The organism is Telluria sp. PB2R4 (genome assembly GCF_059685695.1).
The window spans coordinates 24,051-42,072 of the sequence record NZ_JCASIC010000017.1 but is presented as its reverse complement, the minus strand read 5'-3'; the positions used below and the strand labels follow the sequence as shown (position 1 = coordinate 42,072).

The window sequence follows — 18,022 nt, the reverse complement described above, 5'->3', positions numbered from 1 at the left end:
AGCATGCCGAACTCGTCAAACCATCGTCACAGGCGGCACGAAGCGGGCGCAAGTCTTGTGCACGGCCGCGGGAGATCCCAATGAGCCTGTCCGGCATCGACGAGCGTCTCGGGCGGCCGGTCGCGCTGGGTGTGGCCTGGATGGCGCTGCTCGCCTGTGCCTGCTGGGCATGGTTCATGTTCCAGGGTGCGGCGCCTCCGCGTCCCGCCCTCGGCTTATCGCTCCCGCCGCCACCGGCGCCGCTGCGCTCCAGCGAGCTGCTGCTGCTGTTCGCGATGTGGACCGGCCTGTGCGTCGCCCTGATGCTGCCGGCCGCCGCTGGCGGTGTGCTGATCTACCTGCGCATCGTGCGCCGCCGCGCCGCGGTGCGCTGGCCGCGGCTGGCAACCGCCCTGTTCGCCACCGGCTGCTTGCTGGCCTGGACCGGTTTCGCTGCGCTGGTCACCCTGCTGCACTGGGCGCTGCACGACGCCGGCCTGCTGGACGGGACGCTGGCGGCGCCCCAGCCGGCCCTGGGGCTGGCCCTGGTGGCCGCCGGCGCCTGGCAGTGGACCCCGGCCAAGCACGCCTGCCTCCAGCATTGCCGCACGCCGCTGCCGGGCGTGCTGGTGGACTGGCGCGGCGGCGCACTGGGCGCCTTGTGGCAGGGTGCCGAACATGGGCGCCATTGCCTCGGCTGCTGCTGGCTGCTGCTGCTGCTCCTGCTGGGCGGCGGGCCGGGCAATCCGGCCATCGTAGCGGCGGTCGGATTGCTGGCGCTGGCCGAGCTGCGACTCGGGGAAGGCGCGCTGGCGGCCTGCGTTGCCGGTGTGGCGATGGTTGCCTGCGGCACCTGGCTGTTGTTTCCGTGACAGTTTGCTCATCAGCCTGGGCGATTTTGCAAGGGGGGCCTATGTTAAAATGTCGGCCACTCTTGCATACAGGAACCGGTAGGTTCTCATACTGTCGAAGGAACTCTGGAAATGGCTGGACACAGCAAATGGGCCAACATCAAGCATAAGAAGGCCGCCACCGACGCCAAGCGCGGCAAGATCTGGACGCGCCTGATCAAGGAGATCACCGTGGCCGCGCGCATGGGCGGCAGCGACATCGCTTCCAATCCGCGCCTGCGCCTGGCGGTCGAAAAAGCGGCCGACGCCAATATGCCGAAGGATAACGTCACGCGCGCGATCCAGCGCGGCGCCGGCGAGCTCGAAGGCGTCAACTACGAAGAAATCCGCTACGAAGGCTACGGCATCGGCGGCGCGGCGATCATCGTCGACTGCCTGACCGACAACCGCGTGCGTACCGTGGCCGAAGTGCGCCACGCCTTCAACAAGTACGGCGGCAACATGGGCACCGAGGGCTCGGTGGCCTTCATGTTCAAGCACGTCGGCCAGTTCCAGTTCGCGCCCGGCGTGGACGAGGACAAGCTGATGGAAGCCGCGCTGGAAGCCGGCGCCGACGACGTGATGGCCGACGACGAAGGCGGCTTCGAAGTCCTGTGCGACCCGTTCGCCTATGCAGGCGTCAAGGAAGCGCTGGAGAAGGCCGGCTTCAAGGCCGAGGTATCGGAAGTCATCATGAAGCCGGATAACGAAACCGTGCTGACCGGCGAAGACGCCGTCAAGATGCAGAAGATCCTCGACGCGCTGGAAAACCTGGATGACGTCCAGGACGTCTACACCAACGCCCTCATTGACGAGTAAGCCCAAGGTCCCACATGAAAATCCTCGTAGTCGGCTCTGGCGGCCGTGAACACGCCCTGTCCTGGAAACTGGCCCAATCGGAACGGGTCCAGACCGTCTTCGTCGCCCCGGGCAATGGCGGCACCGCGCTCGATTCGCGCCTGGTCAACATCGAGATCCTCGATCCGGCCGCGCTGGCCGACTTCGTCGTGGCCGAAGGCGTGGCCCTGACCCTGGTGGGCCCGGAAGCGCCGCTGGCCGCCGGCATCGTCAACCTGTTCCGCGCACGCGGCCTGAAGATCTTCGGGCCGACCAGGGAAGCGGCGCAGCTGGAAAGCTCGAAGGACTTCGCAAAGGCCTTCATGCAGCGTCACGGCATCCCGACCGCCAAATACCAGAGCTTCTCCGATGCCGCCCAGGCGCACGCCTATGTCGATGCGAACGGCGCGCCGATCGTCATCAAGGCCGACGGCCTGGCCGCCGGCAAGGGCGTGGTGGTGGCGATGACGCTGGAAGAAGCGCACGCGGCGGTCGACCACATGCTGTCGGATAACGCCTTTGGCGACGCCGGCGCGCGCATCGTGATCGAGGAATTCCTGGCCGGCGAAGAAGCGAGCTTCATCGTCATGTGCGACGGCAAGAACATCCTGCCGCTGGCCACCAGCCAGGACCACAAGCGCCTGAAGGACGCCGACGAAGGCCCGAACACCGGCGGCATGGGCGCCTACTCCCCGGCCCCGATCGTGACCCCGTCGATGCACGCGCGCGTGATGCGCGAGATCATCAACCCGACCATCCAGGGCATGGCGAAGGACGGCATCGTCTTCACCGGCTTCCTGTATGCCGGCCTGATGATCGATGGCGAAGGCAATCCGCGCACGCTCGAATTCAACTGCCGCATGGGCGATCCGGAAACCCAGCCGATCATGGCGCGCCTGAAGAGCGATTACCTGACGGTGCTGGACCACGCCTGCAACGGCACCCTGGATGCGGTCGAGCTCGAATGGGACCGCCGCACCGCGGTGGGTGTCGTGATGGCCGCCGCCGGCTATCCGGACAGCCCGCGCAAGGGCGACGTCATCGACGGCGTCCCGGCCGAGACGCCGGAATGCGTCACCTTCCACGCCGGCACCCAGTTGGTGGGCGGATCGCTGCAGACCAACGGCGGGCGCGTGCTGTGCGTCGTCGGCCTGGGCGACAGCGTGAAGATGGCGCAGAAGCAGGCGTATGAGACGGTGGAGAAGATTCACTTCAACGGCGCGCAGTATCGCCGCGACATCGGGTGGCGCGGGCTGAAATAAGTACACAGCCGGCGGCAGGTGTACAATCCCCCCCTTTTGCCCACTCCACACGCATGACCACGCCCACCCCTTCCGCCGTCAAGACCTGGCTGCTCGACCTCCAGTCCCGCATTGTGGGCGCGCTCGAACAGGTCGACGGCAAGCCCTTCCTGGTTGATACGTGGGAGCGTCCGGAAGGCGGCGGCGGTATCTCGCGCCTGATCGAGGAAGGCAATGTGTTCGAGCGGGGTGGATGCAACTTCTCGCACGTCACCGGTTCCAGCCTGCCACCGTCGGCCATGGCCGCGCGGCCGGAACTGGCGGGCCGGGCCTGGGAAGCAATGGGCGTGTCGCTGGTGCTGCACCCGCGTAACCCTTATGCCCCGACGGTGCACATGAACGTGCGCTTCTTCGAAGCCACCGCCGAAGGAAAAGAACCGGTCTGGTGGTTCGGCGGCGGCATGGACCTGACGCCCTACTATGGCAACATCGAGGATGCGCGCCATTTCCACCAGGTCTGCCACGACGCCCTGGCGCCCTACGGCGACGACCTGCACCCGCGCTTCAAGGAGTGGTGCGACGAGTACTTCTACCTGAAGCACCGCAAGGAACCGCGCGGCGTCGGCGGCATCTTCTTCGACGATTTCAACGCGCTTGGCTTCGACGACTCGTTCGCGATGGTGCGGAAGGTGGGCGACGGCTTCCTCGATGCCTACCTGCCCATCGTGAATGCCCGCAAGGACATGCCCTACGGTGAGCGCGAGCGCGACTTCCAGGCCTACCGCCGCGGACGCTACGTCGAGTTCAACCTCGTGTGGGACCGCGGCACCCTGTTCGGCCTGCAGTCGGGCGGGCGCACCGAGGCGATCCTGATGTCGATGCCGCCGATCGTGAAATGGCGCTACGACTGGCACCCGGAACCGGGCAGCCCCGAGGCCGCGCTGACCACCGACTTCCTCGTCCACCGCGACTGGCTGGCAGCGAGACCGCATTCGTGAACCAGTGCGTTGCCCTGCTGGGTGGCAGCTTCGACCCGGTACACAACGGCCACGTCGCGCTGGCCGCGATGTTTGCCGGGCTGCTCCAGCCGGACCAGCTGCGCATCCTGCCTGCGCGGCCGTGGCAGAAAAGCAGTCTGCAGGCCAGCGACGCCCAGCGCGTGGAAATGCTCGAACTGGCTTTCAGCGGGCAAGCTTTCAAGGTCACGATCGACTTGCAGGAAATCGAACGCGGCACCTCGACCTATACGGTCGATACGCTGCGCGGCCTGCGTGACGAATTGGATAAAACCGTGGGAGCCGGCGCCTCGATCGTCTTCCTGATGGGCGCCGACCAGCTGCAAAAGCTCGACACCTGGCGCGACTGGCACGAACTGTTCGCACTGGCGAACCTGGGCGTGGCCGCACGCCCGGGCTATTGCCTGGACCAGGACCAGCTGCCGCCCGCGGTGGCGCACGAACTCGCACGAAGGCTGGCGACGCCGCGTGAGGTGCGCGCCGCCCCGTACGGCAAGGTATGCCTCGCGCATACCTTGGCGGTAGATATATCTGCCACACAAATTAGAAATGCCTTGCAGACAGGGAAGTACGACCGCGCCGACCTTGGCGCGCGCCTTCCCCCGCAAGTGCTAGACTATATTCAACAACATAACTTATATAAAAGCTAATGGATATCAAGAAACTGCAAACCCTCGTCGTTGACGCCCTCGAAGACGTCAAGGGCCAGGAAATCGCCCTGTTCGACACGACGCACCTGACCAGCCTGTTCGACCGCATCGCGGTCGTCTCCGGCACCTCGAACCGCCAGACCAAGGCGCTGGCCGCTTCGGTGCGCGACAAGGTCAAGGCGGCAGGCGGCGACGTGATCGGCATGGAAGGCGAAGACACCGGCGAATGGGTGCTGGTCGACCTGGGCGACATGATCGTCCACATCATGCAGCCGGCCATCCGCCAGTACTACCGCCTCGAGGAAATCTGGGGCGAGAAGCCGGTCAAGCTGGGCGCCGCCAAGCGCAAGTCGACCCCGGAAGCCGCCGAGGCGGACGAACCGAAGATCAAGTCGAAGCACCTGGCCGCCAACAAGGACGAGCCCGAAGCCAAGCCGATCAACGAGCGCAAGCCGGCCGCGCGCAAGGCTGCCGCCACCAAGACCACCACCGCTGCCAGGAAGCCGGCCGCCAAGAAGGTCCCGACCGGCAAGACCGTGAAAGTGGCGCCGAGCAAGACCGAAGTCGCCGCCGTCGAAGCGACCAAGGCCAAGCCGCCGAAGCGCACGCCGAAGGCAGCTGCACCGGCGGACGCCGAGCCGGTGAAAAAAGTGATCCGCCGCGTCAAGAAGGCTGTGGAATAAGCCGCCTTTTCGTCAAGCCATGCAGCTGATCATTGCCGCAGTCGGGCACAAGATGCCGGCCTGGATCGAATCCGGGTTCGGCGAATACACGAAGCGCATGCCGCCCGAGCTGCGCATCGTGCTCAAGGAAATCAAGCCGGTCGAGCGCTCCGGCAGCAAGACCGCGGCCACCGCGATGGCGCTCGAGCGCGAGCGCATCGAGGCCGTGCTGCCGAAAGGCGTGCGCATCATCGCACTGGATGAGCGCGGCAAGGACCTGACCAGCGTCGGGCTGTCGCAGATGCTGGAAAACTGGCAGCAGGACGGGCGCGACACCGCCTTCCTGATCGGCGGCGCCGACGGGCTCGACCCCGAACTGAAGGCGCGCGCCGAAGGCATGATCCGCATCTCGAGCATGACGCTGCCGCACGGTATCGTGCGCGTCATGCTGGCGGAACAGCTGTACCGTGCCTGGTCGATTACCCAGAACCATCCGTACCACCGAGTGTGAAGCACGCCGACCAATGAAACTCACCGACAAGAAGATCTACCTCGCCTCGAAGAGCCCGCGCAGGCGCGAACTGCTGCGCCAGGTCGGCGTCGAATTCGAACTGCTGATGCTGCGCAGCGACCCGGCGCGCGGCGTCGACGTCAGCGAAGACGTGCTGCCGGGCGAAGACCCGCACACCTACGTGGCCCGCGTGGCGAAGGAAAAAGGCGCGTTCGCCTGGAATATCCTCCAGCAGCGCCGCCAGCCGCTGCGCCCCATCCTCACCGCCGACACCACTGTCACCCTCGACGGCGACATCCTCGGCAAGCCGGCCGACAATGCGGAAGCCGTCGCCATGCTCGAGCGCCTGTCCGGCCGCACCCACCAGGTGCTGACCTCGGTGGCCATCCACGCCGAGCGCGTGGCGGAACAGATCACGCAAGTGTCGAACGTACGCTTCGCCCAGCTCACCCCGGCGCAGATCCGGGCCTACTGCGCCACCCCGGAACCCTACGACAAGGCCGGCGGCTACGGCATCCAGGGCCTGGCGGCGCTGTTCGTCGAGCATATCGAAGGCAGTCATTCGGGGATCATGGGGCTGCCGCTGTTCGAGACGGCGCAGCTTCTCCGTAAAGCCGGTTATCCCGTGTAGGGTGGGCAGGTTTCCTGCCCACGCGTTCAACCGTCGGATGCGCCGCAACGCGCGCGTGATTTGAACGCGCGGGCGTTCGTCCATTAGGCCACTGGCCTAATGGACCCGCCCACCCTACGGAAAACCCACCCGCCCGTGTATGATGTCGCTCTGAACAATACCCCGCGGCTGGCCATGAACGAAGACATCCTCATCAACATCACCCCGCAGGAAACGCGCGTGGCGCTGATCCTGCAGGGCGCTGTGCAGGAACTGCACATCGAGCGCACCCTCACGCGCGGGTTGGCGGGGAACGTCTATCTCGGCAAGGTCGTGCGCGTCCTGCCGGGCATGCAGTCGGCCTTCATCGACATCGGCCTGGAACGCGCGGCCTTCCTGCACGTCGCCGACATCTGGGAAGCGCGCAACCACGAGGGCGCCAACGGCGCACTGGCAGCGCCGACCCCGATCGAGAAGCTGCTGTTCGACGGCCAGGTACTGACCGTGCAGGTCATCAAGGACCCGATCGGCACCAAGGGCGCGCGCCTGTCGACCCAGATCTCGATCGCCGGCCGCATGCTGGTCTACCTGCCGCAGGACCAGCACATCGGCATCTCGCAGAAGATCGAAAAGGAAGCCGACCGCGAACACCTGCGCACCCGTCTCACCAACCTGCTGCCGAAGGAAGAGAAAGGCGGCTACATCGTGCGCACCCAGGCCGAGGATGCCTCGGACGTCGACCTGTCCGCCGACGTCGACTACCTGCGCAAGACCTGGGCCGCGATCGTCCAGGGGGCCCGGACCAGGCCGCCGACCTCCCTGCTCTACCAGGACCTGAACCTGGCCCAGCGCGTGCTGCGCGACTTCGTGCACGACGAGACTGCGACCATCCAGGTGGATTCGCGCGAGAACTTCAACATGCTGGTCGAGTTCGCGCAGGTGTACACCCCGAGCGTGCTGGCGCGCCTGACCCACTACACCGGCGAGCGCCCCCTGTTCGACCTGTACGGCGTCGAAGAAGAGATCCTGCGCGCCCTGGGGCGCCGCGTCGACCTCAAGAGCGGCGGCTACCTGATCGTCGACCAGACCGAGGCGATGACGACCATCGACGTCAACACCGGCGGCTACGTCGGCGGGCGCAACTTCGCCGACACCATCTTCAAGACCAACCTGGAAGCGGCGCACGCCATCGCGCGCCAGCTGCGCCTGCGCAACCTGGGCGGCATCATCATCCTCGACTTCATCGACATGGAGAACAGCGAGCACCGCAACGCCGTGCTGGCGGAACTCAAGAAGACCCTGGCGCGCGACCGCACCAAGGTCTCGGTGAGCGGCTTCTCGGCCCTCGGCCTGGTCGAGATGACGAGGAAGCGCACCCGCGAATCGCTGGCCCACATCCTGTGCGAGCCCTGCCCGGCCTGCAGCGGCAAGGGGCAGGTGAAAACCTCGCGCACGATCTGCTACGAGATCCTGCGCGAACTGCTGCGCGAAGCCAAGCAGTTCAACCCGCGCGAATTCCGTATCGTCGCTTCGCAGGAAGTGATCGATTTGTTCCTGGAAGAAGAATCGCAGCACCTGGCCATGCTGGGCGACTTCATCGGCAAGCGGATTTCGCTGCAGGTGGAGAAAGGTTACCACCAGGAACAGTACGACGTCATCCTGATGTGACGCTGGCGCGGCGTCCGGTCGAATCCCGCTAAGATGGGCTCGACACTGACCGCATCACCAGGGACATCCATGGACACCGCACCCGTATCGAAGGACAAGGACGACACAGCGCAAGCGGTGAAGGCCAGACACACCAGGCTCAAGCGCAAGATGAGCATGGAAGACGCGCTCCAGTGCATCGGCCAGGGCTGCGTGGCGCAGATCGAAGCGAACCTGCCCGGCGTGCTGGTGCAAAGCGTGGAGAGCCTGCACCAGATGCGCATCGGCCTGCGCCGCCTGCGGGCCCTGCTCGACATGTTCGGCGAGCTGGCGCCGCCGCCGGCCGAACTGCGCGACGAGCTCGACTGGCTGTCCGGCGAGCTCGGCGCCACCCGCGACTGGGACGTGCTGGCCGGCACCACCCTGTCCGGCGTCAAGGGCATCCAAACCGAAGCGCTGCAGGCGGCCGCCACCGAACGCGCACGCGCGCTGCACAAGCACCTGCTGCCCACCCTGCAGGCGCCGCGCAGCACCGAGCTGATGCTGCGGATGCGTGCCTGGCTACACGACCGCCAGTGGCGCCCGGCCGGCGGACTGCAGAAAGGCGACCCGCTGACCCAGCCGGCGCTGGATGGCCTGGTGCCGCTGATGCGCAAGGCGCAACAGCGCCTGCGCAAGCGCATCAAGGGGTTCGACGAGAACGACGCACCGGCCCGCCACCGGGTGCGCATCGCCGCCAAGAAGGCCCGCTATGCGGCCGAGTTCTTCAGCGACCTGCTGCCGCGGAAAGAGGTCAAGGCCTACGTCAAGCACCTGTCCCGCCTGCAGGACCGCCTGGGCCACCTCAACGACCTGGCGGTGGCGGCCAAGCTCTTGCCGGTGCTTGAAAACAGTGGCCACGCGCACGACGGCGCGTTTGCGCGCGGCTATGTGGCGGGGGCATCGGACGCACACAGCCAGGGTTTGCGTGATGCACTCGAGAACGTGGCGCGTTTGAAACTGGTCCGTTGACGTGGACCAACACCGTTTTTTCTTGACTTGCGCCGCCAAGCTCGTTAGCGTCTCGTATTATGTAGCGGTTTCCCTCTTTTCACGACCAGCGGCAGATCAGCTTGTTTCTCGACATGCGCACACAATCATCTGGCCGCAACAGCGAGGCGCAGGGCCGGCGCCATACCGGACAACCGGACGCCGCCAACGATGCGGACGATTCCCACCATGCCGAACTCGAGGCTGCGGTACTGCAGCTGACCCAGGACCAGATGCTCATCAACCAGGCACTGGTCGAGAAGATCCTTGCCTGCAAAAACGCCGAAACCGCGCTGCGCGAAACCGAGCAGAAGCTGCACGAGCTGCTGGCCCACCAGACCGCCAAGCGCGAAGCCGAGCGCAAGCGCATCTCCTGCGAGATCCACGATTCCCTGGCCCAGAACCTGCTGGCGCTGCGCATCGACATCGTCATGCTCTACCAGCATACGGGCACGCGCCAGGGGCGCCTGCACGACTGGGCGGGCGCCGCGCTCGACAATGTCGACACCACGCTGCGCACCGTCAAGCAACTGATGGGCGAGCTACGGCCCGCCGGGCTTGAACTGGGCCTGATAGCCACCCTCGAGTTGGAAGTGCGCAAGTTCACGCGCGCCAGCGGTATCGCCTGCGAACTCGATGCCGGCGCCGAGCTCGCCGACCTGGCGCTGGACGAGGAAGCCGTGCTCACCGTCTGCCGGGTCCTCCAGGAATGCCTGAACAACGTGTTCCGCCACTCGCTGGCCAGCCGGGTCAAGGTGCGGCTCGGCATCAACGGCGGCCTGATCGAAATGAGCATGGCCGACAACGGCATCGGCTTCGATACCGCCGCGCCGCGAAAACCGAGTAGTTATGGCCTGATCGGCCTGCACGAACGGCTGGCCATGCATGGCGGCGACCTGGCCGTGGCCAGCAGCCACATGCGCGGCACCCGGGTCACGATGCGGCTCCCCCTCGGGACCGCCCTCACGGAGCCCCCCGCAGCGGCCCCGTGATCGGATAGAATCATGCATTAATTTCATCCATGACCCGGACCGGGACGGCATGCTTCATTGTCGACGGCCACAGCAGCTGTAGCCCGAACCCATGCCTATCTCGACCGAGCTGCTTGCTTCCGTTACCGACCTCCTGAGTCCCGGCGGCAAGCCAGGCAATGCGTCCGATGCGGTGCGGGTCTGGAAGCGCCTGTACGCGAAATTCAGTCCCCTGCTCGGCCCCCTGAGTACCGAACTGCTGTTCGTACGGACCCTGCACGCGCACACGGCCGACTTTCCCTGGCTGGACGCATGCGCCCTGCCGGACAAGTCGCGCGATGTCTTCCGCGCGTTCACGCAGTGCCTGGACGGCCTGGCGCCGGCCGACATCGTCGCGGCCAACAGGGTGTTGCTCGCGACCTATATCGCGGAACTGTCGGACCTGATCGGCGAGCGCCTGGCAACCCAGTTCCTGCGCGCTGCCTTCCCGCCGGGCGGAGACACCAAGAACACTTAGGAGAATGCGGCATGACCGACCAACTTGAATTGCGCCACATGTCGACGGGCATACCCGGTCTCGACACCATCCTCGGCGGCGGCTTGCCCGAGCTGTCGTTCAACATCATCGGCGGCACCCCGGGCAGCGGCAAGACCACCTTTGCCCAGCAAATCATGTTCGGCCTGGCAGGCCCGGGGCGCAAGGCGCTGTTCTTCACGGCAATGGGCGAGCCGCCCGTCAAGATGCTGCGCTACCAGCAGCAGTTCAGCTTCTTCGATTTCGATAAGGTAGGCGACTCGGTCCACTTCATCAGCCTGGCGCCGCAGGTCGAGGAAGGCGACTACGACGTGGTTCTCGCCCAGATCCTGGAAGAGGTGCGCGCCCACCAGCCGGCCCTGGTGTTCATCGACTCCTTCCGCTCCTTCATCGAGGGCGCGCGGGGCGGCCACCGGGAAGCGGCGGCGCTGCAGACCTTCGTGCAGCAACTGGTGGCCCACATGACGACCTGGAAGGCGACCAGCTTCCTGATCGGCGAGTACACCTCGGGCGAGGCGCACCAGAACCCCATCTTCACGGTGGCCGACGGCATCTTCTGGCTGAACCAGCTCGTGCAGCGCAACGCCATGTCGCGCAAGATCCAGATCATCAAGATCCGCGGTCAGAAACAGCGTCCCGGCCTGCATGCCTTCCGTATCGGCCAGGACGGCATCGAGGTATTCCCGCGCGTGCTCCCTGCACCCGAGCCGATCGGCGCCGAGCCCCGGTCGCACGTGCCGCCGGCGCGCCTGTCGAGCGGCGTGCCGGTGCTGGACGACATGCTGGGCGGCGGCATCCCGGCAGGCTACTCGGTGCTGGTGGTGGGCCCGACCGGTTCCGGCAAGACCATCCTGGCCACCGAATTCCTGGCTGCCGGCGCGGCCCTGGGCGAACCGGGCGTGATCGCCCTGTTCGAGCGCAGTCCCAGCCAGATGATGAACGAAAAGCTCGACCAGCTGGTGCGAAGCGGCCTGGTCGGCATGAAGAGCGTGCGTGCGCTCGACCTGTCGATCGACGAGATGCTGCACGAACTGGTCGAGATGATCGATGCCATGGGCGCCAAGCGCGTGGTGCTCGATTCGCTGTCCGGCTTCGAGATGGCGATGGCGCCGGAATACCGCGAAGATTTCCGCGAGTCGCTCTACCGCCTGGCCACCGTGCTGGGCGCCAAGGGCGTGACCGTGATGATGACCAGCGAGCTCGACGACCACTACGGCGAGCTGCGCTTCAGCCCCTACGGCAGCGGCGTGCTGGTCGATGTGGTCATCATGCAGCGCTACGTGGAATCGCAGTGCGAGCTGCACACCCTGATCTCGGTCGTCAAGGTGCGCGGCAGCAAGCACAGCCGGCAGATTCGCCGCTTCGAGATCACCGACGCCGGCATCGCCATCGATGACGGCCCGGCGCCCTACGATGGCGTGCTGCGCGGCAGCGCCCAGCTGCGCGCGCCGTAAGCCTTCCGCTGCCGTTCAGCGGGCGGCCGAAGGAAAGAACAGCTGCTCGCCTTCCGGCCTGAAGGCGGCAATGCGGGCCTGCCCTTCGCTGGACGTGATCCATTCGATCAGCCGCTTCGCACCCGCATGGTTCACGCCCTTGTGCCTGGCGGGGTTGACCGCGATGATCCCGTAGGGGTTGAACATGCGCTTGTCGCCTTCCACCAGCACGGCCAGGCCCGTCCTGGCCTTGTAGGCGCCGTAGGTGGCGCGGTCGGTCAAGGTATAGGCGCGCATTTCGGCGGCCATGTTGAGCACCTCGCCCATGCCCAGGCCCGCCGACACATAACTGGCGCCCGCCGGTTTCACGCCCGCCGCCTGCCAGTAGCCCTTCTCCATCACGTCGGTGCCGGAATTGTCGCCGCGCGAAATAAAACGCGTGCCGCTCGCGGCGATCTTGCGGAAGGCGGCGATTACGTCCCTGGTGCCCTTGATCCCGGCCGGGTCCGCGCTTGGTCCGACCACGATGAAGTCGTTGTACATCACGTCGCGCCGGTCGACGCCCCAGCCTTCAAGCACGAACCTGTCTTCCAGCGTGCGCGCGTGCACGAGCGTCACGTCGACGTCGCCGTTCCTGGCCAGTTCGAGCGCCTTGCCGGTGCCGACCGAGATCACGTGGACCTTGATGCCCGTTTTTGCTTCGAAGGCCGGCAGCAGCACCTTGAGCAGGCCGGAGTTCTCGGTGCTGGTGGTGGTGGACAGGCGGATCGTGTCTTGCGCCTGCGCCAGCGGCGAAGCCAGGAAGGCGCTCAACAACAGAGTCGTGACGAAACTGCGTCGTTTTTTACGCCGTAGGGTGGCGTTCGTTGCGACATAAGCAGCCGCGCGGGCTGCAGCACTGTGATTTGAACGCGTGGGCGGGAGACCCGCCCACGCTACAACGGCATTTGCGATAACGGTATAGCGGCGCTGCATGGTTTGCTCCTTGTATCAGCGGTATTCAAGGCGGCCGTCACGCAGCTTCAGGCGGTGGATGCCGGGCAGCCCGATCAGGTCGCGGTCGTGGCAGGCCATCACGACGCTGCTGCCCTGCTCGAGCAAGGTGGGAATCAGGCTGATCACCTGCTCGCGCGCCGGGCCGTCGAGGTTGGCCGTCGGCTCGTCGAGCAGCAGCAGGCGCGGCTGCAACACGCGGGCGCGCGCCAGCGCCACGCGCTGCTTTTCGCCGCCCGACAGGCGCGCGGGATCGGTATCGCGCAGGTGCGCTACACCGGCCCATGCCATCGCCTCCTCGACCGCGGGCGCCACCTGCTGCCTGCCGCCGCCGCGCGCCAGCAGGCCGTAGGCGATGTTATGGAAGACGCTGGTCGAGAACATGATCGGGTGCTGGTGCACGAACACGATCGCGCGGCGCAGTTCTTTCGGATAGGGATGGAGCAGCATGCTGCGGCCCTCGAATTCGACCGTGCAGGCATCAACGCGTTCCAGGCCCGCGAGCGTGCGCAGCAGCGTCGACTTGCCGGCGCCGTTCACGCCGGTCAGCACGTAGGCGGTGGCCGCCTCGATGGCCAGCGCATCGATCTCGAACAAGGTGCGCTCGCCGTGGCGTTTGCGCAAGCCGTGCAGGGTCAGCAAGGTGTTCACCAGCGCCCTCCCGCCGCATGGGCTTCGCCCTGCAGCAGCACCAGCGCGCCGTTCATCAGGAGCGCCAGCGAGACCAGCACGATGCCCAGCGCGATACCCTGCGCGAACTCGCCCTTGCTGGTCTCGAGCGCGATCGCGGTGGTGATGGTGCGGGTCTGCCCTTCGATGTTCCCGCCCACCATCAGCGCGCAGCCGACTTCCGAGATCACGCGGCCGAAGCCGCTGATCACGGCCGCCATCACGCCATAGCGCGCCTCGTGCAGCACGGTCAGCATCACGCGCCAGGCTGACGCGCCATGGGCGACGGCGGTTTCGGCATAGCGCGGGTCGGCCGCCTGCACCGCCGCCAGCGTAAAGGCGAGCAGCACCGGCAGGCCGATCACCATTTGGCCCAGGATCACGCCTTCCTGGGTGAACAGCCATTCCATCCCGCCCATCGGGCCGCGCCGCGACAGCAGCAGGTAGAGCAGCAGGCCGATCAGCACGGTGGGCAGCGAGAGTGCAGCCTGGGCCAGCCAGATGGCCACGCGCCGGCCCCGAAAGCGGTGCATGGCGATCACGTAGCCGAGGAAGATCGCGGGCGGCGCCGCCAGCAGCAGCCCGAGGATGCTGGTCTTGAGCGAGACCCAGACGATGCGCCACAGCGCCTCGTCGCCGCTGAACAGCAGCGCGAAAGCGTGCGTTGTCGCGTCCAGCACGTCAAGCCATCCGCGGTGCGTTCAGGGGTTCCAGCAGGTCCGGCTCGAACACCAGGCGCTCGTGCCCGGCCAGCAGCAGGAAGTGCTTGCCCGAGCAGCGCGCCAGCAGCGACATGCCGACGCGCTCGGCCACCATGTGACCCATCTGGGTGGTGCCGGACCGCGACAGCAGGAAAGGGATGCCCATCTGCGCGCCCTTGATGACCATCTCGGAAGTCAGGCGCCCGGTGGTGTAGAACAGCTTGTCGCCGCCCTCCAGCCCATCGAGCCACATCAGCCCGGCAATGGCGTCCACCGCGTTGTGGCGGCCTACGTCCTCGACAAAGTACAGCAGCTCGCCGGTGCTTGAAAACAGCGCGCAGCCGTGCACAGAACCGGCCTGCTTGTAGATCGACTGCTGGGTGCGAATCAGCTCGACGATGCGGTATACCACCGATTGCGGCAGGCGCGCATCGACCGGCAGCGTGATCTGGTCGACCTCGTCCATGAGTCCGCCGAACACCGAACCCTGCCCGCAGCCGGTGGTGACGACCTTCTTCGCGGTGCGCTCCTCGACATCCGCGATGCCGTTGCGCGTGACCACCGCCACCGCATCGACCGACCAGTCGACCTGGATCGAGACGATGTCCTCGATCGCGCGCACCAGGCGCTGGTTGCGCAGGTAGCCCAGGGTCAGCGCCTCGGGCGCGCCGCCCAGGGTCATCAGGGTGACGATCTCACGCTTGTCGACGTACACCGTGAGCGGCCGCTCGGCGGGAATGGCAATGGTGGAGGCGCGGCCACGCTCGTCCAGCGCCTGCACCTCGTGGGTCAGCGGTGCGCGCGCATCGGACAGGTCAGGACGGTAGCGTGGCGGGTTGGAACGGTTCATGTTGCCAATTGTGCCATGCCGGCCAGGATTTGGCCGCCACCGTAGCTCCCCTGCGGTGCGACCTCTCCCCCGGGCGTGACTTTGATCGCGCAATACTTGAACTCCGGGATCTTGCCGAAGGGGTCGAGCGCCGCGTTGGTCAGGCGATTGATGGCAGCTTCGTAGTAACAGAAGGGCACGAAGATCGCGCCGACCGGCGAGCTGTCGTCCGCGCGTGCGAACAGCACCACTTCGCCGCGCCGCGAAGCGATCGTGACCGGCTGGCCCGGCTGGATGCCGAGTCGCTCCAGGTCGAGCGGATGCACCAGCGCCACCGGGTCGGGCTCGATCGCGTCCAGCACGGTGGCGCGCCGCGTCATGCTGCCGGTATGCCAGTGCTCGAGCTGGCGGCCGGTGATCAGGACCATCGGATAGTCGACGTCGGGCCGCTCGTCGGCCGGGATGATGTCGGCCGGAACGAAGCGGGCCTTGCCGCCTTCGCGCGGGAACAGTTCGGTGAACACCACCGGCTGGCCGGTGTCGCCCTCGTTCATGCAAGGGTAAACCACCGCGCCGTTGCGCTCCAGGCGCTCCCACGTGATGCCGCCGATGCTCGGCATCGTGTGGCGCATCTCGTCGAACACGTCCGACACGTGGGCGTAGTTCCACGGCAGGCCGAGCTGCCGCGCCATCTGCTGGATGATCCATAGGTCCTGCCTGGCATCGCCCGGCGGGTCGATGGCCTGGCGGCCCAGCTGCACCAGGCGGTCGGTGTTGGTAAAGGTGCCGGTCTTTTCCGGGAAGGCGGATGCCGGCAGGATCACGTCGGCGAGGTAGGCCGTCTCGGTCAGGAAGATGTCCTGCACCACCAGGTGTTCGAGCGCAGCCAGCGCGGCGCGGGCATGATTGGCGTCGGGGTCGGACATGGCCGGATTCTCGCCCATGATGTACATGCCGCGGATCTGGCCGGCGTCGATGGCATCCATGATCTCGACCACGGTCAGGCCCGGCTTCGGATCGAGGGGCACGCCCCAGGCCCGCTCGAACTTCGCGCGCGCGGCAGGGTTGTCGACGCGCTGGTAGTCCGGCAGCATCATCGGGATCAGGCCGGCATCCGACGCTCCCTGCACGTTGTTCTGGCCGCGCAGCGGATGCAGGCCGGTGCCGGGGCGGCCGATCTGGCCCGTCATCAGCGACAGCGCGATCAGGCAGCGCGCATTGTCGGTGCCGTGCACGTGCTGCGATATGCCCATGCCCCACAGGATCATCGAGCCTGCCGAGGTGGCGTACAGGCGCGCCACGTAGCGGATGGTCTCGGCATCGATGCCGCAGATCGGCGCCATCGCTTCCGGGCTGTACTCGGCCACGTTCTTTTCCAGGTCTTCGTAGCCCACCGTGCGGCTGGCGATGAAGTCGCGGTCGACCAGGCCCTCATGGACGATCACGTGCATCATCGCGTTGAGCAGCGCGACGTCGGTGTCGGGCTTGAACTGCAGGTAGCGATGGGCGTGGCGCGCCAGCTCGGAGCGGCGCGGGTCCATCACGACCAGCTTTGCCCCCTCCTTCACCGCGTTCTTGATCCAGGTCGCCGCCACCGGGTGGTTGACGGTGGGGTTGGCGCCGATGATCACGATCACTTCGGCGCGCGTCACGTCCATCACCGGGTTCGACACCGCGCCCGAGCCGATCCCTTCCAGCAGGGCCGCCACCGAAGAGGCATGGCACAAACGGGTGCAGTGGTCGACGTTGTTGGTCTTGAATCCGGTGCGCACCAGTTTCTGGAACAGGTAGGCCTCTTCGTTGCTGCCCTTGGCCGAGCCGAAGCCGGCCAGGGCCGCGCCACCATGGGCGTCGCGGATTCGCGCCAGCTTGCCGCCGGCCAGCGCCAGCGCTTCGTCCCAACTCGCTTCGCGGAACACCTCGAGCACGCGGTCCGGGTCCATGGTGAAGTCGCCGGTCTTGGGCATGCCCGGGCGGCGGATCAGGGGCTTCGTCAGGCGATGCGGATGGTGCGCGTAGTCGAAGCCGTAGCGCCCCTTGACGCACAGCCGGCCCAGGTTGGCCGGGCCGTCACGCCCCTCCACGTACAGGATCTTGTTGTCCTTGATGTTGTAGGTCAGCTGGCAGCCGACGCCGCAGTAGGGGCAGACCGAATCGACCTGCTTGTCGGGAATGTGCAGCGCGACCTCGCGCGCCGGCATCAGGGCGCCGGTCGGGCAGGCCTGCACGCATTCGCCGCAGGCCACGCAGGTGGAGGCGCCCATCGGGTCGTCCTGGTCGAACACGATTTTCGTGTCCTGCCCACGGAAGGCCAGGCCGATCACGTCGTTCACCTGCTCGTCGCGGCAGGCGCGCACGCAGCGGGTGCACTGGATGCAGGCATCCAGGTTGACGCTGATCGCGGCGTGGGTCCGGTCGGCCTGCGGCTGCCGGCGCGTCGGCGCGAAACGCGGCTTGCCCACGCCGAGCTTTTCGGCCCAGATATCGACTTCATTGCGGCGCGTGTACTCGGCTTCGGGCATGTCGGCCTGCAGGAGTTCGAGCACCATCTTCTGGGCGGCCACGGCGCGCGGGCTGTCCGTGCTCACCTTCATGCCGGCGACCGCGTTGCGGCAGCAGGACGGCGCCAGCACGCGCTCACCGGCAATCTCGACCATGCAGGAGCGGCAGTTGCCGACGGCGTCCATGCCCTCCTTGTAGCACAGGCGCGGCACCTCGATGCCTTCGCGTTCGGCGACTTCGATCAGAGTCTCGTGCGGCAGCGCTTCGACGATGCGGCCGTTCAGTTCAAAGGAAACGGTGCGGATGATGGCGTTCAT

At 66.5% G+C, this 18,022-nt stretch carries 18 protein-coding genes; 13 read left to right on the top strand and 5 right to left on the bottom strand.

The window, feature by feature from the left end:
* The first annotated feature begins 80 nt into the window (after window positions 1–80).
* From AC56LU_RS22205 to AC56LU_RS22145, 13 genes are all read left to right on the top strand, one after another.
* A complete protein-coding gene (locus tag AC56LU_RS22205) occupies window positions 81–851 on the top strand; it encodes a copper chaperone (RefSeq protein ID WP_497177771.1) in 771 nt (256 codons plus the stop codon).
* Between the two features lie 111 nt (window positions 852–962).
* Window positions 963–1,688: a YebC/PmpR family DNA-binding transcriptional regulator gene (locus tag AC56LU_RS22200; RefSeq protein ID WP_497177770.1), complete on the top strand. Its 726-nt coding sequence runs from the start codon at window positions 963–965 to the stop codon at window positions 1,686–1,688.
* A 14-nt stretch (window positions 1,689–1,702) separates the two neighbouring features.
* A complete protein-coding gene (gene purD / locus AC56LU_RS22195) occupies window positions 1,703–2,968 on the top strand; it encodes a phosphoribosylamine--glycine ligase (RefSeq protein ID WP_497177769.1) in 1,266 nt (421 codons plus the stop codon).
* 53 nt (window positions 2,969–3,021) lie between these two features.
* Window positions 3,022–3,945: an oxygen-dependent coproporphyrinogen oxidase gene (gene hemF / locus AC56LU_RS22190; protein ID WP_497177768.1), complete on the top strand. Its 924-nt coding sequence runs from the start codon at window positions 3,022–3,024 to the stop codon at window positions 3,943–3,945.
* Window positions 3,942–4,613, top strand: a complete 672-nt coding sequence (gene nadD, locus AC56LU_RS22185; protein WP_497177767.1) for a nicotinate (nicotinamide) nucleotide adenylyltransferase — start codon at window positions 3,942–3,944, stop codon at window positions 4,611–4,613. The genes hemF and nadD overlap by 4 nt, the downstream gene beginning before the upstream one ends.
* Window positions 4,613–5,296 (top strand): ribosome silencing factor, encoded by a 684-nt coding sequence (rsfS, locus tag AC56LU_RS22180; protein ID WP_497177766.1) that lies wholly within the window; start codon window positions 4,613–4,615, stop codon window positions 5,294–5,296. Before nadD ends, rsfS begins: the two co-directional genes overlap by 1 nt.
* A 19-nt stretch (window positions 5,297–5,315) precedes the next feature.
* Window positions 5,316–5,786: a 23S rRNA (pseudouridine(1915)-N(3))-methyltransferase RlmH gene (gene rlmH, locus AC56LU_RS22175; RefSeq protein WP_027867782.1), complete on the top strand. Its 471-nt coding sequence runs from the start codon at window positions 5,316–5,318 to the stop codon at window positions 5,784–5,786.
* Window positions 5,787–5,799: 13 nt separating this feature from the next.
* The gene (locus AC56LU_RS22170) at window positions 5,800–6,417 is read left to right on the top strand and encodes a Maf family protein (RefSeq protein ID WP_497177765.1); all 618 of its coding nucleotides are present in this window, start codon (window positions 5,800–5,802) and stop codon (window positions 6,415–6,417) included.
* A 174-nt stretch (window positions 6,418–6,591) separates the two neighbouring features.
* Window positions 6,592–8,064 carry a ribonuclease G gene (rng, locus tag AC56LU_RS22165; RefSeq protein ID WP_497177802.1) on the top strand — a complete coding sequence of 491 codons (1,473 nt, stop codon included), beginning with the start codon at window positions 6,592–6,594 and terminating at the stop codon, window positions 8,062–8,064.
* Window positions 8,065–8,133: 69 nt separating this feature from the next.
* Window positions 8,134–9,054: a CHAD domain-containing protein gene (locus AC56LU_RS22160; protein ID WP_497177764.1), complete on the top strand. Its 921-nt coding sequence runs from the start codon at window positions 8,134–8,136 to the stop codon at window positions 9,052–9,054.
* A 113-nt stretch (window positions 9,055–9,167) separates the two neighbouring features.
* Complete coding sequence (locus AC56LU_RS22155; RefSeq protein WP_497177763.1) at window positions 9,168–10,064, top strand: sensor histidine kinase; 897 nt, start codon at window positions 9,168–9,170, stop codon at window positions 10,062–10,064.
* 91 nt (window positions 10,065–10,155) lie between these two features.
* The gene (locus AC56LU_RS22150; RefSeq protein WP_497177762.1) at window positions 10,156–10,560 is read left to right on the top strand and encodes a hypothetical protein; all 405 of its coding nucleotides are present in this window, start codon (window positions 10,156–10,158) and stop codon (window positions 10,558–10,560) included.
* Window positions 10,561–10,571: 11 nt separating this feature from the next.
* Window positions 10,572–12,032, top strand: coding sequence for a DUF7125 family protein (locus AC56LU_RS22145; RefSeq protein WP_497177761.1), 1,461 nt, complete (start codon window positions 10,572–10,574; stop codon window positions 12,030–12,032).
* Between the two features lie 15 nt (window positions 12,033–12,047).
* On the opposite strand, the gene AC56LU_RS22140 is transcribed toward AC56LU_RS22145, so the two are convergent.
* The 5 genes from AC56LU_RS22140 to fdhF form a co-directional block, all read right to left on the bottom strand.
* The gene (locus tag AC56LU_RS22140) at window positions 12,048–12,824 is read right to left on the bottom strand and encodes an ABC transporter substrate-binding protein (RefSeq protein ID WP_497177760.1); all 777 of its coding nucleotides are present in this window, start codon (window positions 12,822–12,824) and stop codon (window positions 12,048–12,050) included.
* A 177-nt stretch (window positions 12,825–13,001) separates the two neighbouring features.
* A complete protein-coding gene (locus tag AC56LU_RS22135) occupies window positions 13,002–13,655 on the bottom strand; it encodes an energy-coupling factor ABC transporter ATP-binding protein (RefSeq protein ID WP_497177759.1) in 654 nt (217 codons plus the stop codon).
* Window positions 13,652–14,353, bottom strand: coding sequence for an ABC transporter permease (locus AC56LU_RS22130; RefSeq protein WP_497177758.1), 702 nt, complete (start codon window positions 14,351–14,353; stop codon window positions 13,652–13,654). Before AC56LU_RS22130 ends, AC56LU_RS22135 begins: the two co-directional genes overlap by 4 nt.
* A 1-nt stretch (window position 14,354) precedes the next feature.
* On the bottom strand, window positions 14,355–15,224 hold the full coding sequence (locus AC56LU_RS22125) for a formate dehydrogenase accessory sulfurtransferase FdhD (RefSeq protein ID WP_497177757.1): 870 nt from the start codon (window positions 15,222–15,224) through the stop codon (window positions 14,355–14,357).
* On the bottom strand, window positions 15,221–18,022 hold the full coding sequence (fdhF, locus tag AC56LU_RS22120) for a formate dehydrogenase subunit alpha (RefSeq protein WP_497177756.1): 2,802 nt from the start codon (window positions 18,020–18,022) through the stop codon (window positions 15,221–15,223). Before fdhF ends, AC56LU_RS22125 begins: the two co-directional genes overlap by 4 nt.